The following is a 23457-nucleotide window of genomic DNA, read 5'->3' as shown; positions in this document are numbered from 1 at the left end:
ATGACCAGCTTATTCGCGTTGGTGGACTGCAACAACTTCTACGCCTCCTGCGAGCGCCTCTTCCGGCCCGAACTGAACGGCAAGCCGATGGTGGTTCTCTCCAATAACGACGGGTGCGTCATCGCCAGGAGCAATGAGGCTAAGGCTTTGGGCATCAAGATGGGTACGCCTCTTTTTGAGATAAAGGACCTGCTTGAAAAAGACGGGGTGCACGTGTTCAGTTCCAACTACGAGCTATACGGCGACATGAGCCGCCGCGTGGTGAACGTGCTGTCTGAGTACTCGCCCAATGTGGAAGTCTACAGCATCGATGAGTCCTTTCTGGACCTAGGCAACTTCCTGCACGTGGACATCGAGCGGCATGCGAGGGGCATTTGGGAAAGGGTGCCCCGTGCAACTGGTATTCCTGTGGCAGTTGGAGTAGCTGCCACCAAGACGCTCGCCAAGCTGGCTAACCGTCTGGCTAAGAAATCGAAGAAGGCCAACGGGGTGCTGGTGCTCACCGACCCTACCCACATAGAGGCGGCACTGAAGGCAACCCAGATCGGGGATGTGTGGGGCGTGGGCAGCCGCTATGCCAAGAAACTGGCAACGTTCGGGGTAAATACCGCCTATGACCTCACGCAGAAGACCGACAGCTTTGTGAAGAGACACCTGACCATCGTGGGTCTCAGGACAGTGAAAGAGTTAAGGGGCGAACCCTGCATTGACCTTGAGATGATACCTGCTTCTAAGCAGAATATTTGTACCTCCAGGTCCTTCGGGCAGCCGCTCACGGACCTTACTGACATTGAGGAGGCGCTGGCCACGCATGCGGTGAGGTGCACCACCAAACTGAGGAAGCAGAAGTCCTGCGCCGCCGCCTTCACCGTCTTCCTGGAGACCAGCCGATTCGCCGCGCCAGGGCAGGTCTACTTCAACAGCCGCACCGTCAGGCTGGACAGCCCCAGCAGCAGCGAACTGGTGCTTATGCCTTTGGCCTTAGATGCTCTTAGGGCTATCTTCCGGAAAGGCTACCGGTATAAGAAGACGGGCATCATCGTATCGGGAATCTGCCCCAGCAACCAGGTGCAGGAGAGTATCTTCTCCGCCGGTACCCGGGAGCGGGACAGCGGGCTGATGCAGGCACTGGACTCACTCAGGGGAAAGTTCGGGTACGGCTCCGTCAAGTACGGGGTGCAGGGCACGGAGGGCAAGTGGCAGATGCAGAGCGGCAATGTTTCCCCCTGTTACACCACCCGGTTAGATGATTTGATAAAGGCTCGGTGAGAAATGTATGCGCCAAAAGGTATAACAATAGGTCTTACCCATCGTTTTGGGAATAGAGCCCAAATCCATTCCGATGCATAGACACTTACTCCACAGGTACCCATTCCTTACATTTCTGTTTCTCTCCCTGTTCGTTTTCGGCTGCAAGGAAACGGAGCTGGTCCCCAGCAAATCGCTTTCCCTGGCAGATGTGCAATTGCTATTGGGCAATCCCAGCGGAGCCACAACTGATATAGGGAACGAGGACAACTACCTTATCATGCGCCCCCAGTACGCGCTTTCCTACAGCAGGGAAAGGGCCACACCCAATTGGGTGAGTTGGCACGTAGACCAGGGTTGGCTCGGCTCGGCACCCCGCCAGGATGACTTCCGGGCGGACGCCATGCTGCCCCAGGGCTGGTACCGGGTTACCACCTCCAGCTACTCCGGCAGCGGCTTCGACCGGGGGCACAATGTCCCGTCGGCGGACCGCACCAAGACCGCGGTGGACAACTCGGCCACTTTTCTGATGACCAACATCATCCCGCAGGCCCCCAGGAACAACCAGGAGACATGGGCGAACCTGGAGGACTACACCCGCGACCTGGTGCAGGACGGCATGGAGGTGTACGTGGTCATGGGCAACTACGGCGAGGGAGGCTCGGGGGGCAACGGCTCGGCGAAGGCCATCGACAACGGCAGGATCACCGTTCCCAACCGCATCTGGAAGGTGCTGGTGGTTCTTCCCCAGGGGGATGGCGACTTGGGGCGCATCACCTCCTCGACAAGGGTAATCGCAGTGGACACGCCCAACAGCAACACGGTCAGGTCCGATTGGGGCTCCTACCGCACCACGGTGGACGCCATCGAGCAGGCCACCGGCTATGACCTGCTCTCGGCATTGCCAGCTAAGGTGCAGCAGGTGCTGGAGTCACGGGTGGACAACGGCCAGGTTGCAAGGCGTTTCCAGGGGCAGTAACCTTCAGTCCGAGCGCAGCTTTGATTGTTATGGCTACTGAAACAAGCCTCCCTGTTGCGCCACCGGCTGCAAAATCTCCGGCCCTTCGTTCCTAGGCGAGTTTACCAATGTTGAGACCGGATAGGCCTTCATCTTCTCGGCCGGGTAGGGCCTAAGCAATTCGGTAAGCAGTTTCACGTCATCGGTGTTTGAGAGCCAAATCAGTTCTTCCTCAGGGTGCAGGATGGCCGGCATGCGGTTGTGGATGCCCGCCATGAGCTCATTGGGCTCCGTGGTGATGACGGTGAAAGTGTGCAGCACCTCACCCGTACTGTGGTCCACCCACTCGTCCCAGAGGCCGGCGAACGTGAACATCTGCTCATCCTTCAGCAGTATGCGGTAAGGGGTCTTGGTCTTACCCACGCGCTTCCACTCGTAGAAGCTGTCGGCCGGGATGAGGCACCGCTTGCTCCCGATGAGCGTCCTGAAACTGGGCTTCTCCAAGATGGTCTCTGTGCGGGCGTTGATGGGCCTGAGCCCGTGCTCCTTTTCCTTGGACCAACTGAGGAGCAGCCCCCAAGAAAAGTGCTGCACTTTGTCTGGTTCCTGGTTGGTGATGACCGGCAGAAGCTGAGAGGGGGCGGCATTGTAGCGGGCCTCTTCCTGGTACTTGGCCAGCACCTCCGCGACGGAGCCTTTCTGTCCAGTTGCTACCTGCTTTTTCTTCGGGATAACTGAGTAACGTCCGCACATGGGTTTAGATAATAATTTTGACAGATGCCGTATTAGAACTGCCCCATAAAGATGGATATGGTTGCCGCAACGGTTGATGGGAAGCATACCAAGATAGGCAAAGTCACTTGTATTGATCAAGGAAAGTGCTATCTTTCATAAACCGCAGTTAATTGTAGTAGCGATGCCCGTAATAAGCTTGGGGGTGCTGCCTTCTTTCTGTGGTACATGGAAGCGCGCTTTCACTAACCCATATACGAGAATGGAGTCAAAGATTACACTGCGGGACATCTTCTCCTATTTCCTGGTAGGCTTCTATTTTCTGGCATGCCTAGCTTCTACCCAGTTGGTTTTCCCCATGGATTCCCTCGGGGACACCGATGGCTCCAAGTTCCTCAGCCTTGTGATGCAAGCATCGAAAGAGATCTCTTCCGCCGTGCTGCTGCTTGTGCCTCTGGTTTACCTGATCGGGGTAATTGTGCACGGGGTTGATAACATGGTGCAGATTGCAGCCTGGCTCCCGTTCAAACTTTGGGAAAAAGATTACACCTCTGGTTGGGATGGTGAAATAAATAGTTCCAAGGACATCAGAATGATCTTGGTAAGCCTGCTGGCCGGCAGCTGGATTCAGTTACGGGATGGCTTTATTGGGTCTCAGCCGGATTCCGGCGGGGATACCGTGCACGGTCAAGGGAGTGTCTATTGGATGATAGCATTCCAGGCGAACGAAGGCTTCTACCGGGTCTCTTGGCTCTATGCGCTTTACCACCTGTTCTTTGGCCATGGTTGGGTTGAGGTCAGTATCTTCCTCTTTCTGGTATTGCTGTTCTGGCTCCGTGCCTTGGTTATCCTCAGGGAAGACCTGCTGAGGCACAGCCCTGACAGGAAACGGTGGTAGGCAACAGATGGGGTCAATAACGCCAGTTTCTACTGGGTGCCCTATATTCCACGTTTCAGGGATTTAGAGGCTTGTGGCCTTTAGCTGCAAGCCCAATTCACTATCTCCTTGTGTCCGCCTTGGGGGCTCTCCTAGGATCCAGGCCGCACACTTTTCTTTCCTCGGAGGCTTTGCCGAGAATGCCTGAAGACAAGTGTGTTAAAAACAGGCTTCCTGGTTTCCGAGATATAGGGTTCATGCCCTGTTATGCAATCAATCAACCTTCAGGTGCCTTTATTTTCCACGGTAATGCTATATAGGGCCCACCAGAGAGACTCTCCTGTAGGTGATGTAATAGATGGAATGCTTCAATTCTGACATTTGCTAGATGTGAAGCGAAAGTAAGCGACAGAACCTAGGCAAACAAGCCGCAAACGTGATATTTGAAGCAGGGTTTATTTTGAAGTTAAATCCATTCCTCCAATGAAGTAGTTATCGAACAATATATTAAATTAGATAGGTTAGTTCTATTCATCCACCTACGTTGGTTGGGTAAACGGATGTTTGACTCTGTATATAGAGACAATAAACAGAGTTATCACATACAGACAGTAGTTTAGGGCAATTTATATTAACCATAGATGGAAGCTCAAAGTATCACAAGCCTTAAAAGGTTACAAAAAAGAGAAAGCGAAGAGGTTGCAGAATTTAAGCGAAGGCTATGTACTTTATTGGAAAATGCGAAACCGGAGGTCGCCTATAGAATAAAGTGTGATTTGGCAATTCAAACAGACATGCCTTTCTACAAAGATAGACCTAAAAGAATCAAAGGTAGAATCAAACCACGCCAATATCTACGAGAAATCCTCCTGTTTTTTATCCAATGCGAAGACAAGGATTTTGTTAAAATATTACTTAAAAAGCTTGCTGTGAACCAAGGTCAAATAATTCGAAAGATTGCACCACGAATTGGACCAAAAAAGGATGTATGGGAACATACCATTCCTGCAAAATTTATTGTTTCAGAATTATTCAAAATGGTTTTAAAAGGAGATTTAGAAGAACTTGATCAACTATTGGATATTTATGAACAAGCTGGTCAAAGGGGATTGACAAGAGATCAAGATCTTTTACTTAAAGAATACAGAGCAACCATGCCGATAGGCTGGGATTGGAGAAAAATCAATGCAGATCCGCTAGCGCGTCACAAAATGGTTGGGATAATTCATTAGAAAAACTGCCCATAGCACTATATTCACGCAAAAGCTGCCTCTGCCTTGGCAGGTACAACTTGAATAGGGTTAAAATCTATCTACATTGTCAGCTCGAAATCCGTCTTTCCACCATTGCGCGGGTAAAAGACAGTTATGTTAAATCTGGAATATGGAACTGATAGAAAATCTGTACGAGCTGATTGACAATATCGAAACTGTCGAATTTTACTTGACCGAAGGCGAGGAATATGAAAATGAAGAAGCACTTAGCCTTATCAAACGTGGCACCTGTTTCATTGCTTATACAGTTGAAAAAGAGATACGTTTTGCCCCAAGCAGGTTTCTAGGTTACAGAAACAATGTGATTGAAAGTCATAAGCAATCATATGTGCACGGCGGGGAAACCAACAGGGCAATAAGTAAAATACTTGGCGCTAATCCATTGCCGAATGCAGAACTAGAGAATCTATATCTAACTTATTGTATAAACCTTGGAATCGAGCCTAATAAAAGCGGTTCGTTTGGTGCGGAAAGAAAATTTTGGACGTTAAACCTTACTGATGACTTTTCGGATGATCCAGAGCAAACGGGTGAGTTTCCTGAAGGAAGAATCGTAGAGCGTAAGCATAAGGCAAGAGAAAGAAACCCCAAAGTTATCCAAGCTGCGAAAGAATATTTCAAGAGAAAACATGGTAAGCTGATCTGCCAAGCCTGTGAATTTGATTTTGAAAAAACTTACGGCGAGATTGGGCAAGATTTTATTGAAGGGCATCATATAATCCCTGTAAGTGAAATGAAACCTGACCATAAAACAAGGCCTGAAGATATTGCATTACTTTGCTCTAACTGCCATAGGATGATCCATAAGAGAAGGCCATGGCTTAAAATGGAAGAACTGAAAGAAATAATAATGAACGGCAAAGCATAGTCCCGCAGACAATGAACTATTATCCGCCTAGCCCGCCAGTTCTTCCACCGTGGTTTCCTGGTTGAAGTACCAAAGGTCAACCCCATTCGCCCTGGAGATGCCGGTGATGTAATCCAGGGTCAACCCCTGCATTCTCTCCTGCCTGTCAGGGGCTACATCGATGATGAACATCCCCACCCCTATCCTTCTCCCGTGGATGCGGTGGGTCTCCTCCCTCTGGGCAACCAGTTTCTGGATATCGGTCAGGATCTCCTTCTGCCCCAACCTGCCTTTGTGCCTTTCGGATGCCTTGATCTCGAGCGCATAGATCGTCTCCCTAAGGGTGTTTGCGAAGTTCCTCCTTCTCCAGTCATGGTCTATGGCTTCGGTGAAGAAGGTGATATCGGGTATGATCTCAATTCCGCCGGTTTGGTAGTTTGGGTTCTTCAGGAGAATCCTTTGGCTGAAGAAATCTGTCTGGACATCCATCACAGTTGTCTTCACGTTCATCCCAAGCTGATTGTAGGGTATCTCCCCCGTTTGCCTGAGGTGGTGGTAAACCATTGCCTGGTAATGTAGTTCAGAGGCAAGGATAAGCCTGCATTCTCCTATGATTGAACCATAGCATTTGGATATTGCGCGTTTAACTTCCCCTGGCGATTGAATCATTATTTAACGGTCTATATCACACTTACAAAGGTCTGCACATTGGGCCTTTGGCAGGCATATTGGCGCTATCCTATCCGAGGGGAACAAGTTTACCTTTAATCCAGAAACAAAGTTTATCAACCTACCGGATAAAAGCCCTGTGCGCTATGGGCATGCGGTGGCTTTATCCGCCTATGTTTTTATATGCCTCGTTGATCAGATATTTGGTTTCTTCGAAATCCTCTATACTCTTTATCGTCAGTTCGAAATCGCCTGTGCCGAAGTGCCCTATTCCCCTTACATCACGTCCCTGTCTCGGCACTGGGTCAACCTCTTCAGGGTTTAGTTTAAGGTACAGGGTCAGCTTCTTCCGGTAGGTCTGCAGACAGGTAAAGTTCTGGCTGGTCTTGTAGGCGATATAGTTCTTCTTGGGCGCCTCCTCTATCGAACTGTCGAGTGCCACTATGTAGTCACGGATCAAATTGAACAGCTCCAGAACCTCACCCTCAAGGTCCGCATAGTGTTGCTCTAAGGTGTGAGTAGCCGTTTTCCTTGTCAGAGCGGCTTTTTTCCCTGCCTCCACCATCACCGGGTTCTTTTCGCCTGCCTCTTCCGCGTCCCTATTGGGGGCTGGGCTTGTCCTTTTGTAGACCTCCTCAATATTGAGTATCCCGTTCTCGTAGGTCTTGTATTGCCAAAGCTCGATGTTCGCACCCATTACCTGGACTGCGTGCAAGTCGTATTTCTTATACTCAGGAGCCAGGCAGATTACCCTGATGTCCGACCAATCGACGTTGGTTTCCTTGCCCAGAGCTTTATTCGCCGCAACTTGGAAATCCCCTTTGTGGTCCTTGATCCAATGCAGGTAATAAAGGCTTTGGTTTATCAAATCAGAGGACGCGACTTTCTTATATTCGATTATCACGGGGTTATTATCCTCTGATATTGCCAGAGTGTCAATCCGGCCCGAATGAATATTCCCGGTTGAGAACTCCGTGGCTATGAACCGGCAACTGAAAAACGTTTCCAGGTTACCTTCGACTAACCTCTGCAAGTCCTTCTCAAGTTTGAATTCACTAAGCCGTACCCGTCTTGCTTTTCCTTTGTCTATCTCGAAAATCGCCATTTATGTCTTCTTACTATGTATGCCAATCACAGTGCATTAGGAGAAGCTCGGGTTATTGACTATACGGATGAAGTCCACAGCTTACTTCAAATCCCCCGTTTCTTTCGCTTTCCATTCCAACTTTCCCTCCAATATAGCTGTTTCGTGAACGGCCAGTATCCGCATGCGCTTAAATTTCCCACAGACCCTGATCGGCAACTTCCTTGAGGCAATGCTTGGCTTCTGGAACGAACCATGAAGTAAACAGCTACTGTATAGCGGTGAGTGTTTAAACTTAGCAAAGACACACCTAGCTTATAATGACTCTTATGTTTAGCCGATAGTCTATCTTATGTTGATTAAGAAGAAGATTCACCTTTTCTAAAATGAATCAATGGATAAGTAATTCAAAGATAAACTTGATGAAAAGCCTAATAAATTCTTATACCTTAATTATCATAAAGAAGCAGCCCTATCCATTATTGAGGAACACTTATAGAGGGTTAAAGAACCCTCCCTTTTATAATTGTCTTAACTCACCACTTATTATTGCGTTATTCATAAACATGATAATTGAATCTTAACTATCTATAAGACATATATGTTATGAAGGATCTAACTGAAATTGTTTGCGTGTTGGATCGTTCCGGTTCAATGGCAAGTATCACCGATGACGCAATCGGCGGATTTAATACTTTTCTTAAAACACAACAAGAAACACCCGGTGAGGCGGTGATGAGCGTGGTGTTGTTTGATCACGAGTATGAATTGATGCATAGTGGGAAGCCCTTAGCCGATGTCCCCCTATTCAATAGCCAAACCTTTGTCCCCCGGGGTAGTACCGCCCTTTTTGATGCATTGGGTAAAACTATAATGGATATTGGTGCCCGTTTAGCTGCCCTTCCTGACTCCGAAAGGCCTAACAAAGTTCTGGTTGTTATTTTGACGGATGGCCATGAAAATGCCAGTAGAAAATTCACAAGGGAACAAATCAATGGGATGATTACCCATCAGCGGGATGTGTACAAATGGGAATTCTTGTTTTTGGCCGCCAACCAAGATGCCTTTGCCGTTTCGGAAGGTTTAGGTATCTCCAGAGGAAACTCAATGAATTTCCACGCTTCCTCTGAAGGCACCCAAAGGATTTACAGAAAGATGAGTAGGGCTTCTTCGTATTACCGCTCATTAGATAGTGATAGAGACACTGAAAAGAAAGCTAACCTATTTACAGATCTTTCAGACGAAGAACAGGAGGGTGAAAAATCTACCTAGGTACTTCTGCATCAGGTAAGGAACAATGAAGGACGCGTATGGCTAAAGTTTCGGAACGGATAAATCCTTCTTTTCAGGTCATTTAATTAAAGGCAAGCGGAAAAACTTTCATAGAAGTGGAATTGAACCCTGTAGAAGTTACCCTTTGCTTTAATTATAATGCAAAGGGTACCTAACCATATAGAGCACCTGCTCCGCTCCCAAAAACGTTTTGCCTGTTATTTCCTTGGATATACCATCGGGAAAGTGCGAGTTGAGGACATGCATCTCAGTCCCATACAAAAACAAGGGTTCCGGTATGTCAAGGAGTTTTATTTTGTAGACAGCATTCACCGATGGGAATGGAATACCAGCCTGGTTATCCGTGCCATTGGTGAGGCTGTGAAAAGCAATGCTTGTAGCCACCTGCATCACCTGCGCCGGCAAAAGGCTTGTTCGTTTTGTAAACTCGGCTTTGATCAGGAAAAAGAACGGTGTTTGCGTGATAAGTCCGTCATAGGGTAATCTGCTCATGCGTGATAGTTGCTTTAGTTAAATTAAGAATGGTCAGCACTCCTTTAGTATTTACAGGTGGCTAAGGATGATGCATGGATTTAGTATTCAGGTAGAAGATTGGTATGGCTGAAAGTAGACAGAATTATACCTCCCCCCTCCCCTATCATCGTATGGCTGGTTATACTTGTTGTTCAAGAATTTTATTCTAAAAAATCAATAATGCCATAGAGTAGGTTGAGGGAACCACTAGAAGTCTGGTTCACCTGCTACTAGCAGGGGTGACACAAGTACTCTTCTGGGTTTAAACAAAGAATGACAATATGTTGTGTATGATTTGAATATGAGGCATACGCTTTTGTTTAAAATAAATAAATTAAACAATAAATCTTATTGCATTATTATTTAATTGATTTATTGCTTTGTTAAAAACATCACTTATTTATAATAAGTGAATAAATCCTGTTCGAGATATCTTCAATCACACTTAATTTCTTCTTGAACAGGATTTCGAAATACTTGCAAGAGACTACCTGTGCTTCAGGGCTAAGCCTCCCCCTCTCTTCCATATTCTGTGTGACCCTGCTACATCATCTAAGTGGCCTCGTTTTGTAAATATTTACGTTTGGTCTGTCGCATAGGGCTGTATCAACGTTTACAAGGATGTTTTGACAAATAGTAACTCTTCTTGACTTGATACATAACCGGGAGCAGGAATTTGGAGAGAAGCATTTAGCCTTGTTGCATCTTGGATTAAGCAAAAATTCAAAATTCTTGCCATAAGGAAGTGATAAATATCGGTGCCAAGACAGGTTTTTCCTGCATCAATACTGCTTTATGGCGAATAAAACAATAAAGCAATAACCTCATTAAATAAAAAAGAGATAAAACAAAAAATAACCATAGTAATGAACCAATAAAACAATAAGTGAATAGAAAAATATGACAATTAACAAATAAACCAATAAATGAATACTGCAATAAATAATTGGGATGATGAGTGAGACATTGATTGGGGCAATGCAAAAAAAGGACCTAAAAAAAGCGGCACCAAATAGGTGCCGCCTGAATAAAGTAATAAATGTTATTTAATTATTTTAAATAACATTTATTGTGAATGAAGACTATTTCGTTTTGTAAGCCTCGGGCGGGATTTCCTCAAAATCCTTGCCTTCATAATACGCTTTGAGGATATCGTTTACGAGGGAAGACCGTTTCTTGCGGTTCCAGTAGGAGTCCCTGAAAAGCTTGTCTTCGATTTCGGGGTCGATGGAAAATGTGTTAAGGGCTTTCTTGCGGCCGTTCAAACCGATTTCCCGGTAGTTGTAGCGCTTCTTCTCGGAAGGGGCGGCGGGCATCTCCCTGTTTTTGAGCTTCCCCGCGAAGTCTTTCTTATCTGCCATAACGATCCATTAACTCAAGTGCAAGATTAGTATAGTCTTCGGCGGCGGCGCTTTCCGGGGCATAGGTAAACAGGTCCAGGTGTTCTATCTGAGCCTCTACGATTTTCGCGTTTTTCCGAATATAGGTTTTAAAAGTCTTGTAGTACGTCTCCTCCTTGATGGCACTGGCAATAGCTTGCAGGGCCTTCCCGCGCTCTTTCTCATTGTAGCGGGTAAGCACCACCCCGGCAAACTCAAGCCCTGTATCCTCTGTGACCGCATTCGCTTTCCGGATCAGGGCATCGATCCCATCATAGGAGAAGTATTCGGCCGTGACTGGTACCAGGTAATAATCTGCCGTGTAGAGGGCATTGTAAGTAGCCAATCCCAGGTGGGGAGGTGTATCGATGAGGACATAGTCATAATGCTCATCAGCGTAGCTGCGGATAGCCTTGCGCAGAAGATCCTCCCGCCGCGGTTTGTTGGCAATCGCTTCCTCGTACTCCAGAAGGTCTTTGTGCGAGGGAATGATGTCCAGATGATCGTTTACCTGGTGAACGGCTTTTGCAACCGGAACAGCACCGGTAAGCAGCTTACCTACGTGATTCTCTGGGTTGCCTGTTTCTTCAAGGCCATAGATCTCCGGCGGAAAACAGTCTGTACAATTCCGCTGGGAATCCAGGTCAATCAGGAGTACTTTCTTGCCCTGACGGGCAAGGGCTGCGCCTAGGTAGGCAGCCGTCGTGGACTTGCCAACCCCCCCTTTATTCAAAGCGACTGCAAAGATTTTAGCCATGCACTTATTATTCAGAATAAATTAATGCCGCAATTTAAAATAACAATTATGGAGAACAAACTAATTTATAATAATCGAATTAAGTAATTAACCAATAAAAACATAAAACAATAAATAAACAAACAGGAAATACATGGGTAGAACATAGCTAAGCAGTTGGTTGGCAATGCATCAGTCGGGAAGGAGTAGTCCTCCTCTTACGTTACCCTAGGAGGAGGAAGAAGCACATTCAAAGTAATTTAAAGTAAAATTCAAAGGCTACTACTTTGAGGCTGACTTCAAGCTATACTTTAAGGAAGGGGAGAAGCATCTTCTTCTCCCAACACACGCTACATTCCAGCGGTGATAAAGGAAACAAGTTTTAGCAGTTAGCTCCCCTTTAATCCAATCGATTACCTAAATGAGCGCATACCGTAGAAACAAGGGCCATGCGCATGGGCTCACCCAAGTTAAATTCAAACACGAATCCATCCAGGTGATGAAAGGTCTCTTCCACTAGGTTTTCCTGCAGGCTTAGCCTGTCCAGGTTCCCTATAGATATGCTGAATTCCTGTAAGTTATAGCGTAGTCTTTCAGGTGGTACATCCATTACCCGGGCAATTATAATTTGCAGTTCTTCTAAAGTCATACTTCGTTTCATGAGGTTAAAAATGAAAAGGGGAGCACGGATCCGTGCTCCCCTAAATTTGAAAAGGCATTTGCGAAAGGATTAGAACAAACTCATCTGTCCAGTTTCCTCCATGACTACCCGAGCCCTTTTTCCTGGTTTTGAAAATGACTTTTTGGTCACCTTGGACAGCAGGGATTGGATCGCGCCTCCTACCGGGGGCAGTAATTGCTGTACTTTGCTTGTAGCCCCTTGGCGCTTCTCTGAGGGAAGCGGTAAGTGGGACACCGAGATAAGGTTCGGGTCAGGGTAGGGGAGAGGAGCGACGCAAAGGTTGGGTTCCTGAGGAATTACGGAAGGAGAGTCCTTCCAGGACGCCGGTACCAGGACTTCCCCATTGTGCTCCAGCAGCAAATCTGATACAGGCCTGATCTGACCGGTTTCCATATCGTGCAGTTCAACGAGATGGTCGATGTTAAAGAAGTCCGGCTCCTCCACGTACTCACGCGTTACTTTCACCTCTCTGGCCGGTTCCGCCAGAATGGTGGTGATAAGTCCGCTACGGTCCATCTGGGTCACGCGCCGGTTCAGGGTTATTGCCTCAACGTGCGCCACTTCTTGGCCATCCAGTGGAATGTAATAGAGGTTATGGCCGATGTACTCGTGCTTCACGTGGCCACCGTCGCGCAGGTGGTAAAAATCTGCGTTACCGATACCGGTAATGATCAGACGGTCCTCGCCCGCGGTGCGACGCTTCCGGATAGTCCACTTATTGGCGAGAATAAGCTTGGCATCCTTCTCCAGCACCAAGTCAATGAGCTGCCGGGTGGTGAAATACTCCCCCGCCGTCAGAGCACCCAGGTTATTGAGCAGTTCGTGCAGGTACTCCGGCTCAATCACGCGCCCGAGCATACGTTCTTTCTGGGTGGTCTCTGCCGCCACGATGCGCGGCTTGCCGTCACCGATCGGAATTTTGTCCCAGATAGGAAGCAGGGCCCCGGTCAGAAGGTAGATATCCTCTGATTCGTAAGCTGGCGACTCCACAATGGCTTTCGCCCACAGCTCCCTGCACTCAGCCACGTCAATGCGCTCATTCCCCTCCGCCTGGTAATCGGCCTCGAAGAGTTTGATAGCACCGAAAGGCGATATTTTCCGGAAAGAGCGCTTGAAGTCACCGTTCTTGTCAGCCAGCATTCCGCAGTCCAGCACCACAAACGGGCGGGTCTCCCCGGCGTGTGGCCCTGCTTTGAGCGTCTGCTTCACATAAGCGTAGAAATGCTCCCTGAAAGTGTAAGAAAAGCCCTCATAGGTATCGCTCACAAACTTCCCGTTCACAGCTTCGCCTACCGTCACTGAGCGCGTCTTGTCCAGCAGCTGAAGCTCCACCACGCGGGTGACCGCACCAGTGTCCGGATCCGTGTACACGTCCGTTTCAGAGACTTTGGTTACCTTCTCAGCGTTGATTTTCTCCACGCCCTTGTCGAACGTACCGGCTTCCATGGCCTTTTCAATGCAATCCCTGATGATTTTAAACCAGGCTTCGAAAACAGCATCCTGCGTGTCGGTGTTCAGACACAGCAAGCGGTTGAGGAGCTGCGTGGTTTTCGGCATCTTGTCTTTCACCAGGAGATTGTGCTCCTCGTTGTACATTTCCTGAAGGCCCATCTGGTCCACCACCGTTTTCAAGCTCAGGCCTTCAATGACGTTCTTTTGGAGCGCACAGAAGAAAAGCCAGGTGGCGTCCGTCGCGTACTTGCTTTCCAGATTGTCCTCAGCGGAGAACAAGCCACCGGACGCAGCTTTCCGGTTCCCTTTCGTCAGGGAGCCCAACTGCTCTATCCTGCGGGCAATGGAAGTGATAAACCGCTTCTCGCCTTTCAGGTTCGTGGTCGGGAGCACGTACTCCGGCGCGGAGGCCTGGTTCGTGCGGTGGGTACGGCCCAGGCCCTGGAGTGCTTCGTCGGCCCGCCAACCTGGTTGCAACACGTAGTGCATCCGGCGCTGCTGGTTCTTAAAACGCTTATCAGCATGCATACTCCTTCCCGTATTACCGGCTCCGGAGAAAATCAGAATTCTGCGCTTACCGTCGTTGAAATCCTGCGCCTCCGCGTTGCAGGTATTCTTATTCCGGTTCTGCGGTTCCTTCGTCACGCCGATGTCCCCCTCGCAACGGCCTTTCCTGGTCACGTACCTACTGGACCTACCCGTCACTTCCGCCACTTTGGTATGACCGAAATGGTTGATGATCATATCCAGCGCACCCTCGGGAATCCGCAAATCAGCAACTCGCCTGATCAGGTCATCGCGCATTTCCAGCGCTACCGGGTTCACAGCAAACACATCATGCCCGTTTTCGTCCTTGTGGCTCACTACCGGCACAGAGCTGGTGTTGCCTTCCTTGTCCCGCACGTACTGGTGCAGCACGATAGGGTAAGAAGACCTGATCAGCCCGATCAGCGTATCCTTCGGGGAAATATCCATCTCCTCCAGAGAAAGGCCTTGCTCAGTGGCTTCAGCCACGGCACGGTTGGTCGCCGCCTCATTGGTGTTCACCAGCTGCACCACGCACGAATGACCGGAGGCCAAAGCAGCTTCTATGTCCTTGATGGTGGAAGGCGTTTTCATGGAAGTAAGCAACTGGTTGAAGAACCGCTGCATCGCCCCATAAAACTGCGAGTTGATGAGCGCCCTGGCCCGGCCGCTTTTATCAGCGTTGTTCATCTTCAGGGCATCCCGCATGGAGCCGATACAGGCCCGCCACGCCTCAGCGGCCGTGTTGTACTGATCTATCTGGTCTTCCGACAAAGTGTGCTCCAGCATCCTGAATGTGGTGCCCTCGTAGGAAAGGTTCTGGCTCATGTAAAGGCCCATTGTCTTCATATCCTTGGCCACCAATTCCATCGCGAGCATACCAGCGCCAGCGATCTTGTAGATGAAGGTATTCTTGTCAGGGAAGGCAGGCATGGAAGGGCCGGAGAGACCTAAGCGGTCAGTCGCATAGGCCAGATTCTCCACCTCCGTAGCGGCCGTGGCCGAAGCCATGATCACCGGCACATGGGGCAGAGATTCCATAAGCTTGATGGAGCGTTTCGCCATCGCAGCGCCTTTCTCACCAATGGAATTGCTCATTAGGTGGCACTCATCCGTTATAATTAGATCTGGTTTCCAGTTGATTAGCTGCTGCAAACGATCCACGCCAATCATCACCGCTTTGGAGGCCTCGCCTTCTTTCTGCTTAGCCGCTTTCTGCTCCATGCCAATGGTGGAGTAGGTGGCAAAGCAGATACCGGTGCGCTGAATGTCCTTCTTCTCATCGTTCAAAAGGAAGATGATCTTCTCGTCACCCCCGATCCACTTCCAGTCTCGGCGGGCATCAGCGATCAGGTCTGAAGACTTGGAAATCCAGAGAATCTTCTTTGCGCCCGCCAGGTGGTAGTGCATGGCGGAGGTGGCCAGCGTGGTACCTTTCCCGAAACCAGTGCCCTGCCCCTTGATGAAAGAGCGTTTCATCTGGGTGTCGGGCACGTTGCGGCTGTTGGAGTCAATGGCCAGCGCCACTGATTCAATCTGCACGTCAGATATCTTCCCGTCGCGCACCGCCTGGAAAGGCAGGCGGATCTTGGTCTTCACCTTGGGAGGGTGTACCAGGCGCAGGGTGTCAGACTCTACCAGAGGAGAAGGGTGCGGCTTGGCACCGGTCACCTGCAGATACGGCTTGTAGCCCTGGAACATGGAGGCCATGTCGTATTCATCGACTGGTTCAGCAGCAGGCTTGCTAACTGGTTCATTATCGAATTCAGCGGAAGGCTGAAGCACAAACCTGTTTTTATCTATGTCCAGAACTGCATGAGGTTTGTGGGCCATCACGCCTTCCAGGACTGGATTCCAGGAGGCTTCCTCGTCCAGTTTCTGGTTGGAGTTGTGGGTGGTGTACTCAGGATTGCGTTTGAGCATCGGCGTTTCCTCCAGCTCTTCCAAAGCAGCCCCACCCGGCGGCAATGCCTCCTGGTTCACCTCCAGATAGGGTGCCTGACGGTATACATCCATAACAGGCTTGACAGTAAGCATCGCTTTCTCCCGTATCATTTCTTTCAGGTGATCCGGAGCGGATTCCTGCACGCCAGACCGCAACCCTTTAAGAGTGTCCGGGTGCAGCCGGTGGGCTTCCTTGGAAACGCCGGCAGGCGGGGCATTGTGCAGGGTCACAGAGGCATCAAACCGGCATAGGCGCACCGGTTCCATGAGGCGAAAGAAATTCTCCTCAATGTCGGCGTTATCTGAGAACTCATAGGTGATGGTTTCACCTACCTGCGGCCCGATCTTGTCGATGACAATCAGGCGCGTGTTCACGCCGGTACCGTACTTTAGGTACTCGCTTCCGGGGAAAGAAACATTGGCCCTGACGGTGGCTGTCTTCTGGATCTGCTCCCACCGCTGCTTGTAATCGGTGTTGTACATGGAAACGCCCCCCTGGTCGCCTTTGAAGTTGGGACGGCCACCGTAGAGAAGGCAGGCCACGCGGCCGCCGTTGCGCACCATCATCAAGGCCTTCTGCAAATGCTCAAAGCCGATGTACCTGCTTTTGTAGCCGGTCACGCCGTTGCTGGTGAAAGGAGGGTTCATGAGCACCACGTCTGGACAAAGGGTAGGTTCCAGTGCGTACATCACGTCGAAGTCTTGCCTGTACATGCGCAGTTCACCCGCATAGTGCTGGAACATGGCCTCCAGAACTTCATGGCGCTGTTCTTCCACTTCGTTCAGGGCCAGTTTGCATTTGTGGGAAAGGCCATGCACCGCAAGTCCACCCAAACCGGCGGAGGGCTCCAGCATCAGCTCGCCTTCCTGCAGGTTGGCACTCCAGGCGGCCAGGTATGCCAGGTGCGGCGGGGTGGAGAACTGCTGAAAGGCAAGCTGTTCCTCTGAACGCACCGATTGGGTAGGCAGCAACTGCAGGTTGCGGCGCAGACTACGGTAGTTTGCCTGGGCAAGCAGGAGGTCGGTATTGCTTTTCTTCAGGTTGAGTTTGCTGCCCATCACGGCGAGCCACATGTTGAAGCCCAGCTCCAGGGCATTGTAGATGGCGGTCCGGTCATAGGTGCCGCTGTTCATCGTGCCGCCAAAGTGGCGCTTTGCCATTTCGTTCATGGCGATGGTTGAAAGCTGCTGCTTGCCGACAAAATCAGCGGCCAGTTCAAGGGCCATCAGGTAAATTGATTCAACTTTGTTCATCTAAAGGAATTAATGTGGGTAATTGTCAGGGTAGGAGGGGGAGTGGCTAGAAGGAGCTAGGCTGGGATTTCCTTTCGTCAGCTCAGGCAAGGGCACAAAAAAAGGCCCGGCGGGTAGCCGGGCCTTTGCAAGGACTTAGCGGGTATGCGTTAGAAGGGTAGATCATCCGGGGATTCCTGCCGATAGGAACTTTGCAGGGGGCCTTCGTTCTGGTTTCTTTCCGGGGTAGGGTTTGGATTGACCTTCGGTTTAAACGAAGCCTGCCGGGAAGCCAGCTCCCCGATGGGGTTCAGCCATTCGATTTCCAGGTAGAACTTTCCGTTCGGAGAAGGGGAGCGGGGGTAATCCACAGTTGCCGCCACCTGCCGGTCCTCTGGGTTCCGCTTCTGCAGCTGCAGGGTAATCTGCCGGGCCATCCCCTTAAGCTTGCTTGTTTCGTGGCTCTCTCTGATACTGGAGACAGTCTCGATCCTGATTCCGAAAAGCGTGAAGAGCATTTCCCGAACCCCCAGGAAGGCGTTGTCCCGAATACGGCGCGGATCTGGTTGGCCTTCCTCTACTGAGACTTTCTGGAGGTTGGCAAGGGTGGCTTTGTCAATCAGGTAGTAATGCTTGAAAAGGATGGTAGGCTCTCCGGTTCCGGTCACAAAGCCCGTGTCATACTTCATTACCAGGGCAAGATTTCCGCCTTTGGATTCACTCAGCTCTGCCTCTTGGAAGGTCATCGGAAACACCCCCTGGTGGAGGTACCTCAGGTTGCCCATAGGGCTTTTCAATTTCTCGTCATTGATGTTCTCATACGGGGTCGCGTTGTCAAATAGGCCCATGGAATTATTGGTTTAAGGTGAAACAAAATAGCTTGATAAGAAGGGGTTAAAAGTTGCGTTCCTCAATAAGGCTCTGAAGGGTGGCAATCACCTCTTTAGCCTCTTGGTCAGTCAGGGTATGCTCCTGGATGGCACGCTTTGTTTCCGAAGGCAGGTCGTGGGGAGTAATGAAATGGCTACTGGCCAGCATGGCTATCCTTTCATATTGGGATTCCGTGGCAATGCTGACGGACTGTCCTTCCTCCAAAGGCATCTCCTCATAAGGTGTGGCCTCAAATCCGGCTGCTTTCACAAGCCAGGCCAGGTAGGTGCGGTAGGCCTTGGAGATGGCCCTGGTCTGGGTCATGGACTCCACGGCACAAGCCGCAAAGCTTTCCTTGCCTTTCTCCTTGTTGGAGCAGGAAGCGGAAGCCGAGGCCACCAGCTTGCCGGAACTTACCTGGTAGACGCTTGCCGAAACCCGGTAGCGCAGTTCATTGCCGGAAGAAAGGTCTTCCAGGCTTTTGGTATCCAGAATACAGCATAATCCCAGCATTGAGCCAGCAAACTGCCAGCCCTCCACCATGACGTATTGCTTTCCCTGGATATTGGCTGCCAGTTTCTGCTCCGTGATGAACTTCTTAAGCTCGTTGGAAAGGTGCAGCAGGGATTTGACATTCTCGATGTGGTAGCCCACCATACGGGACATCTCCTGCTGAACCTGGCTTAGCTGATGGTCGGAAGCCACCTGCAAGGAAATTCCCGTTGGCCTTGGATAAGCCGATTCTTGAAAATTTGACTGGGTTTCAGTTGGCATAAAATTTAGTTTTAGAGAAGGATAAGGGGGAAAGAGTGGATTGAAACGATAATCATGGGCTTACCTACCCGGAGGAACAGTTTCCATTCAGCCTATATGTCTTCCCGTACCGGGACAGATTGATTATGGGAAGTCGCCCCTTCTGCCGTTCTTGCACCTGCAGATAACACCTGTGCAGTAGCACAAAAGCCCGTCGGAAAGCCAGGCCATCAGGAAAAGCAAAAGGTAAGGAAGGGGATGTAAGTGTTATTATGAGAGATACTGAGCAGAAAAGAGGCTTTACCCCTCGAAGCTTGCCTTCATGCAATAAATGGGATAAGTTTCACTCATTACTTCTCATATTTAAAGGAAGACTCAGTAGTACTCATAATAACCTTGTTAGAAGGAGTCATAACGGAGAGGTGATTTCTAACAGATTTGACTGAGTAGTTCTCATAATTTGGCTTGACTGAGCAATTCTCATAGTCACTGAGTAGTTCTCATAGATAGCCACTGAGTGGTTCTCATCTTTAGACACGGATTGGCTCAGTAGTTCTCATAAAACATTACCCTACTCCTTATAGTATTTAAAATATCTTTAAAATATACGTATCTTTTAATGTAGGACGGTTAAGGAAACAATAATGTGGAAAACCCCGAAAAACGAAGAAAACGAGGTTCGCAGAACCAAACTACGGCAAAGGGGCCAACTATGAGAAGTACTGAGTCACCCTTGTTTTTGCCTTGAGTCCCTTTTATCTTAGTTACATGGAAGAACAGATGTCGCTTTTCGGGATCAACAGAGACGGGGATTTAGTGCCAGCGGATGCGGCTCCAGCCCTTCTACGCGCCGATACCCAGGTGGCGCTGTCTAATTTCCTCCTGAACGGACAATTCCGCCTCAACTACATCGAATGGCGCCTTTTCTTTGCCATGCTCGCCTGCATTGAGGAGACGGACACCGAGTTTAAAGCGTACCACATCCGAGTCCAGGACATCATCCAATTATCTGACCTGAAGTCTGGTAGCCACCTCTATGAAGAAGTGGCAAACAACATCAAAAGCCTCATGAGCCACGTGGTGGAGTGGGAGGAAGGCACCGGTGACTCACGTTTTGCTCAACTCGTGCATAAGGCCAAGTACTTCAAAAAACAGGGGGTGGTGATGCTACAGCCACATCCGGACATGAAGCCCCACTTGCTACAGCTCCGCAAGGAATTCACCCAGGCGCAGCTCCAGCAATGCCTCCGCTTCTCCAGTACCTACACTTCGCGCCTCTACATGCTGCTCAAGCAGTTCGATTCGCGTACCTCGGGCGTGCGAATTATGAGTATTACTGAGTTAAGATTTAAGCTTTCTCTTGACTACACCGAGCGGCTGAGCAAAGGCAAAGAAGTACCCTACAGCATTTATCCGCTGTATGCTGATTTGAAAAGGTGGGTTATTGAGCCCGCTCAAAAGGAGATTGCCAATACCGATATTCCTTTCGAGTTCACCCCTATCAAAACGGGCCGTAAGGTGACCGCCATTCGCTTTGTACTGAAAGGAGGGAAGAAGCTCCGCACCATGCCTGAACAAACTCCCGAGCACCCGGAAATGACTGAGCGTGAGGCCCAGGTTTACGGAAGGTTGCACAAGTTTAAGTTTACGGACTTTCAGATCCGCACTATCCTGCAGAACGGTAGCTTAGAGGAAATCAATTCAACCTGCTACCAAGTGGAAACCACTGATTGGAGCTCTATCGGAAAGCCGGTACATAATAAGGCGGCTTATGCTTACGGTATCTTTAAGAAGAAATTTGGGCTCCCATGATGTAAAGGTCCAAAGTAAATGAAGTAATTAATAAAGCAATTAGTACTTAGTTTTATTCATATTTGAGGAACTATTCAATTTGATTATTCCTCGATTATGTCTTATTCTATTTTAAGGAAATAGAATAAGACATAATTTATTTATCTGAGTCTTTTTGGAAATCAACCTTATGCCTTGTTGCTTTCTTTTCAGTAATTTTTTCTTCAATATAAGGAATTCTGGTACCATTGAATGCAAATAAAGGATTGATATAATAGACCTTATCATGCCATCCTCTTGCAATAATCCCAGCTTTTAAAAGGTCCGCTAGCCCTATGTACACTTTATTGGTGGTTTTATATTTAGTGTACTTTAAACAAAGTGGCATCCAAAAGTCAACGTAATCCTTATTAGGATTAAGATTGTTTAAGAAGTAAGTTAATACTCGAACCGCAGGTTTTGAAAGACTCCATAACCTATAGATTTCAGATAGATACAATTTCGCGAACTTTTGTTCATCCACTTGCAAATTTTTCAGGAATATATTTTTCCCTTCTAACTCATTAGAATCATTGAATATTGGTTGCTGACTCCCCATAGCCTTAAACTTACGTTTAATCGCCACTTTCTCTAACAACTTATCCACAAAAGGATTTTGTAAATTCTTTGGGTAGTCTGATACTTTGTTTAAGCTTTCATTCTGAACAATTCCATTATCATCATTTACATTGGGGGTCTCAGTCATTGATTTTAAATTTTAAAATATCAAAAAAATCTATCATTACGCTTAAATAAGTAAAAGCCGACCTTGGTCTAAAGTTTACTTATCAAAGGTAAAAAATAAACTGATGATATCTATAATGGTAACTAACATATACCAATATGGTAACAGAACAATGTTGTGTATCAACTATTTGTAAATTATGTATTCTTATTATTCTTTTAACACTTCCTGAGTTTATCTTTAGTTGTATGAGAAGTTTTCCGAATAGACAAATTAAAATACAAAACCCTTTATTCTGTTGTTAGTGATACCTAAATGTTGATTTCGCAAGTTGAACGTGTAACATCTGCTGGGTAGCTTAGCATGCATAATCTTGTAAAAATTGGGTGTTCCAAGCTTCAAAGTTTGCGTTCTTTACATTATTTAACCTTATAGCTAGAATATGTGTTCTCTATATTTGAAGGTGCATAGAAATATTACACCTAGTAAATATCCCCTTCATCAGCCATAGAATAATAGCTTTCAGCCGTCATGATGATGTGGTCCAGTAAACTGATGTCTAAATTCTTGGCGCCCTCCTTGATCTTTCTTGTCAGAGCTATGTCGGCTTGGCTAGGTATCCTGTTGCCGGATGGGTGATTATGGGCAAGGATGATCCCAGCGGCGTGCGAGAGGAGCGCTGCTTGGAACACCATTTTAGGATCAGCAACTGTACCGCTTTGGCTTCCCGAGGAAGTCTTTACCCAACCCACCACGCGGTTGTTGCGGTTGAGCATGAGCACCTTGAACTCCTCGCGATATTCCATGTCAGGGCTCCAAATTCTACGAAGGTAATTCTCAATTTCACCTGAATTAGAGATTTTGGGCAACTCTGATATCTTCACTTTAGGTCTGTAACTGAGCGCTACTTCCGCCAACTCAGGGGATTTCTCCCAGTTTACGAATAGGTTTTTATTTTTAGTCGGCATTTTCATTTGATTAAGAATATCAAAAAAGGTGTCCATAGTGGACACTCTAAAGAATAGTGGAAAACACTAGTTATTCGGCTTTCTAGGAGGGATAGGCTTGAGCTACTTCATCAGGTAGCCGAAGACGAGTACCGTAGATTTAGGAAGGTCCCAGAAGCTCTCGAATTAGGAAAGGTACATTTTCATGATGCGTTCCTTGTCCATCTTGATCTCGCGCAGGAACATGGTATTGTCCCTGCACCTTGCCTTCGTTGTCCACCACGCTCAGGATGGCTTAGCTGGAAGCGCCCTCCGTGCGGTACTTCTTGGTACCTGAAACTCGGTATTGGTTTTCTCAACAAAAGGGTTGCTTTCGTTCTAGGAGAAGTCAATTAACTTGGGCATGGCACCGCTTTCACTAGGCACTTTGGTTTCTATCTGCCTTAACTGGATTTTGAGAATTTCGTCCGCAAAGGTGTAGTATAGATAAAGTAAACTCAAGGTATATAACAGCGCTAAAAAAAGTAATACATAGCATAGAATATTGGGTTTGGCTAATATTATTTTCATTTTAAACGTGAGTATACAAAGTGTATAATCTCATTATACAGTTCGTATAATAAGCTATACTGATTATCAGGCACTTATCTAGCTCCGCTTCTTAGGTTCTTAATTAGTGCGTTCCTTAGAGGTAAAATTCTACTTTACCTCAAAAAAATCCAAAGAGAAAATTTTTTACCCAACGATAGGCCTCCGGTTAGATTTAGCGGTAGCTACAGGAAAAAAGTGGTACTGGATTCAGGCCGGTTCCTGTTTGAAGAACCGATAAGCGTTGGCTTTTGGCTTATTGCGTTTAGCTACCGCAAAATCCACTAGGTACCTGATTGAAGGTTAAAAAAATTTTCTTTGTCGCTTCTTTTTTTTGA

The 23457-nt window shown here is 48.2% G+C and carries 19 protein-coding genes; 7 read left to right on the top strand and 12 right to left on the bottom strand.

Annotated features, from left to right (window positions below):
- Together ACY0JR_RS16835 and ACY0JR_RS16830 are read left to right on the top strand one after the other, a co-directional pair.
- The gene (locus tag ACY0JR_RS16835; RefSeq protein WP_462635338.1) at window positions 1–1269 is read left to right on the top strand and encodes a Y-family DNA polymerase; all 1269 of its coding nucleotides are present in this window, start codon (window positions 1–3) and stop codon (window positions 1267–1269) included.
- A 73-nt stretch (window positions 1270–1342) separates the two neighbouring features.
- Complete coding sequence (locus ACY0JR_RS16830) at window positions 1343–2227, top strand: DNA/RNA non-specific endonuclease (RefSeq protein WP_462635337.1); 885 nt, start codon at window positions 1343–1345, stop codon at window positions 2225–2227.
- Window positions 2228–2260: 33 nt separating this feature from the next.
- On the opposite strand, the gene ACY0JR_RS16825 is transcribed toward ACY0JR_RS16830, so the two are convergent.
- Entirely contained in the window at window positions 2261–2959 is a 699-nt protein-coding gene (locus tag ACY0JR_RS16825; RefSeq protein ID WP_462635336.1) for an SOS response-associated peptidase, read from the bottom strand.
- 241 nt (window positions 2960–3200) lie between these two features.
- On the opposite strand from ACY0JR_RS16825, the gene ACY0JR_RS16820 reads away from it, so the two are divergent.
- The 3 genes from ACY0JR_RS16820 to ACY0JR_RS16810 all read left to right on the top strand — a co-directional run bounded on the left by ACY0JR_RS16820 (window position 3201) and on the right by ACY0JR_RS16810 (window position 5957).
- Window positions 3201–3836 (top strand): hypothetical protein, encoded by a 636-nt coding sequence (locus tag ACY0JR_RS16820; RefSeq protein ID WP_462635335.1) that lies wholly within the window; start codon window positions 3201–3203, stop codon window positions 3834–3836.
- 620 nt (window positions 3837–4456) lie between these two features.
- Window positions 4457–5047 carry a hypothetical protein gene (locus ACY0JR_RS16815; RefSeq protein WP_462635334.1) on the top strand — a complete coding sequence of 197 codons (591 nt, stop codon included), beginning with the start codon at window positions 4457–4459 and terminating at the stop codon, window positions 5045–5047.
- Between the two features lie 151 nt (window positions 5048–5198).
- Window positions 5199–5957: an HNH endonuclease gene (locus tag ACY0JR_RS16810; protein ID WP_462635333.1), complete on the top strand. Its 759-nt coding sequence runs from the start codon at window positions 5199–5201 to the stop codon at window positions 5955–5957.
- A gap of 27 nt (window positions 5958–5984) precedes the next feature.
- Here ACY0JR_RS16810 and ACY0JR_RS16805 read toward each other — a convergent pair whose 3' ends face one another.
- The gene (locus tag ACY0JR_RS16805) at window positions 5985–6605 is read right to left on the bottom strand and encodes a hypothetical protein (protein ID WP_462635332.1); all 621 of its coding nucleotides are present in this window, start codon (window positions 6603–6605) and stop codon (window positions 5985–5987) included.
- Window positions 6606–6768: 163 nt separating this feature from the next.
- Window positions 6769–7710: a DUF5655 domain-containing protein gene (locus ACY0JR_RS16800; protein WP_462635331.1), complete on the bottom strand. Its 942-nt coding sequence runs from the start codon at window positions 7708–7710 to the stop codon at window positions 6769–6771.
- A gap of 585 nt (window positions 7711–8295) precedes the next feature.
- Between ACY0JR_RS16800 and ACY0JR_RS16795 the strand changes: the two genes are divergently transcribed.
- Window positions 8296–8961, top strand: coding sequence for a vWA domain-containing protein (locus ACY0JR_RS16795; RefSeq protein ID WP_462635330.1), 666 nt, complete (start codon window positions 8296–8298; stop codon window positions 8959–8961).
- Window positions 8962–9111: 150 nt separating this feature from the next.
- On the opposite strand, the gene ACY0JR_RS16790 is transcribed toward ACY0JR_RS16795, so the two are convergent.
- The 7 genes from ACY0JR_RS16790 to ACY0JR_RS16760 all read right to left on the bottom strand — a co-directional run bounded on the left by ACY0JR_RS16790 (window position 9112) and on the right by ACY0JR_RS16760 (window position 19090).
- Window positions 9112–9474 (bottom strand): hypothetical protein, encoded by a 363-nt coding sequence (locus ACY0JR_RS16790; protein ID WP_462635329.1) that lies wholly within the window; start codon window positions 9472–9474, stop codon window positions 9112–9114.
- A 1103-nt stretch (window positions 9475–10577) separates the two neighbouring features.
- On the bottom strand, window positions 10578–10856 hold the full coding sequence (locus ACY0JR_RS16785) for a hypothetical protein (protein WP_462635328.1): 279 nt from the start codon (window positions 10854–10856) through the stop codon (window positions 10578–10580).
- The gene (locus tag ACY0JR_RS16780) at window positions 10846–11631 is read right to left on the bottom strand and encodes a ParA family protein (RefSeq protein ID WP_462635327.1); all 786 of its coding nucleotides are present in this window, start codon (window positions 11629–11631) and stop codon (window positions 10846–10848) included. The genes ACY0JR_RS16785 and ACY0JR_RS16780 overlap by 11 nt, the downstream gene beginning before the upstream one ends.
- Before the next feature lie 379 nt (window positions 11632–12010).
- On the bottom strand, window positions 12011–12259 hold the full coding sequence (locus ACY0JR_RS16775; RefSeq protein WP_462635326.1) for a hypothetical protein: 249 nt from the start codon (window positions 12257–12259) through the stop codon (window positions 12011–12013).
- A gap of 81 nt (window positions 12260–12340) precedes the next feature.
- On the bottom strand, window positions 12341–17467 hold the full coding sequence (locus ACY0JR_RS16770; protein ID WP_462635325.1) for a strawberry notch C-terminal domain-containing protein: 5127 nt from the start codon (window positions 17465–17467) through the stop codon (window positions 12341–12343).
- Between the two features lie 149 nt (window positions 17468–17616).
- Window positions 17617–18294, bottom strand: coding sequence for a hypothetical protein (locus ACY0JR_RS16765; protein ID WP_462635324.1), 678 nt, complete (start codon window positions 18292–18294; stop codon window positions 17617–17619).
- A gap of 46 nt (window positions 18295–18340) precedes the next feature.
- Window positions 18341–19090, bottom strand: coding sequence for a hypothetical protein (locus ACY0JR_RS16760; protein WP_462635323.1), 750 nt, complete (start codon window positions 19088–19090; stop codon window positions 18341–18343).
- A gap of 747 nt (window positions 19091–19837) precedes the next feature.
- Between ACY0JR_RS16760 and ACY0JR_RS16755 the strand changes: the two genes are divergently transcribed.
- Window positions 19838–20881, top strand: a complete 1044-nt coding sequence (locus tag ACY0JR_RS16755; protein WP_462635322.1) for a replication initiation protein — start codon at window positions 19838–19840, stop codon at window positions 20879–20881.
- A gap of 136 nt (window positions 20882–21017) precedes the next feature.
- Here ACY0JR_RS16755 and ACY0JR_RS16750 read toward each other — a convergent pair whose 3' ends face one another.
- Entirely contained in the window at window positions 21018–21605 is a 588-nt protein-coding gene (locus tag ACY0JR_RS16750) for a hypothetical protein (protein WP_462635321.1), read from the bottom strand.
- Window positions 21606–22066: 461 nt separating this feature from the next.
- Window positions 22067–22552 carry a JAB domain-containing protein gene (locus tag ACY0JR_RS16745; RefSeq protein WP_462635320.1) on the bottom strand — a complete coding sequence of 162 codons (486 nt, stop codon included), beginning with the start codon at window positions 22550–22552 and terminating at the stop codon, window positions 22067–22069.
- Window positions 22553–23457 lie beyond the last annotated feature (905 nt).

It is taken from the genome of Rufibacter sp. JT3400010, assembly GCF_054956755.1.
This window is presented reverse-complemented; position numbering and strand designations above follow the sequence as displayed.

What these genes read in the sequence shown, in the direction of transcription:
- ACY0JR_RS16835 (WP_462635338.1), top strand. Translation starts at nt 1, where the DNA reads ATGACCAGCTTATTCGCGTTGGTGGACTGCAACAACTTCTACGCCTCC.
- ACY0JR_RS16830 (WP_462635337.1), top strand. Translation starts at nt 1,343, where the DNA reads ATGCATAGACACTTACTCCACAGGTACCCATTCCTTACATTTCTGTTT.
- ACY0JR_RS16825 (WP_462635336.1), bottom strand. Translation starts at nt 2,959, where the DNA reads ATGTGCGGACGTTACTCAGTTATCCCGAAGAAAAAGCAGGTAGCAACT.
- ACY0JR_RS16820 (WP_462635335.1), top strand. Translation starts at nt 3,201, where the DNA reads ATGGAGTCAAAGATTACACTGCGGGACATCTTCTCCTATTTCCTGGTA.
- ACY0JR_RS16815 (WP_462635334.1), top strand. Translation starts at nt 4,457, where the DNA reads ATGGAAGCTCAAAGTATCACAAGCCTTAAAAGGTTACAAAAAAGAGAA.
- ACY0JR_RS16810 (WP_462635333.1), top strand. Translation starts at nt 5,199, where the DNA reads ATGGAACTGATAGAAAATCTGTACGAGCTGATTGACAATATCGAAACT.
- ACY0JR_RS16805 (WP_462635332.1), bottom strand. Translation starts at nt 6,605, where the DNA reads ATGATTCAATCGCCAGGGGAAGTTAAACGCGCAATATCCAAATGCTAT.
- ACY0JR_RS16800 (WP_462635331.1), bottom strand. Translation starts at nt 7,710, where the DNA reads ATGGCGATTTTCGAGATAGACAAAGGAAAAGCAAGACGGGTACGGCTT.
- ACY0JR_RS16795 (WP_462635330.1), top strand. Translation starts at nt 8,296, where the DNA reads ATGAAGGATCTAACTGAAATTGTTTGCGTGTTGGATCGTTCCGGTTCA.
- ACY0JR_RS16790 (WP_462635329.1), bottom strand. Translation starts at nt 9,474, where the DNA reads ATGAGCAGATTACCCTATGACGGACTTATCACGCAAACACCGTTCTTT.
- ACY0JR_RS16785 (WP_462635328.1), bottom strand. Translation starts at nt 10,856, where the DNA reads ATGGCAGATAAGAAAGACTTCGCGGGGAAGCTCAAAAACAGGGAGATG.
- ACY0JR_RS16780 (WP_462635327.1), bottom strand. Translation starts at nt 11,631, where the DNA reads ATGGCTAAAATCTTTGCAGTCGCTTTGAATAAAGGGGGGGTTGGCAAG.
- ACY0JR_RS16775 (WP_462635326.1), bottom strand. Translation starts at nt 12,259, where the DNA reads ATGACTTTAGAAGAACTGCAAATTATAATTGCCCGGGTAATGGATGTA.
- ACY0JR_RS16770 (WP_462635325.1), bottom strand. Translation starts at nt 17,467, where the DNA reads ATGAACAAAGTTGAATCAATTTACCTGATGGCCCTTGAACTGGCCGCT.
- ACY0JR_RS16765 (WP_462635324.1), bottom strand. Translation starts at nt 18,294, where the DNA reads ATGGGCCTATTTGACAACGCGACCCCGTATGAGAACATCAATGACGAG.
- ACY0JR_RS16760 (WP_462635323.1), bottom strand. Translation starts at nt 19,090, where the DNA reads ATGCCAACTGAAACCCAGTCAAATTTTCAAGAATCGGCTTATCCAAGG.
- ACY0JR_RS16755 (WP_462635322.1), top strand. Translation starts at nt 19,838, where the DNA reads ATGGAAGAACAGATGTCGCTTTTCGGGATCAACAGAGACGGGGATTTA.
- ACY0JR_RS16750 (WP_462635321.1), bottom strand. Translation starts at nt 21,605, where the DNA reads ATGACTGAGACCCCCAATGTAAATGATGATAATGGAATTGTTCAGAAT.
- ACY0JR_RS16745 (WP_462635320.1), bottom strand. Translation starts at nt 22,552, where the DNA reads ATGCCGACTAAAAATAAAAACCTATTCGTAAACTGGGAGAAATCCCCT.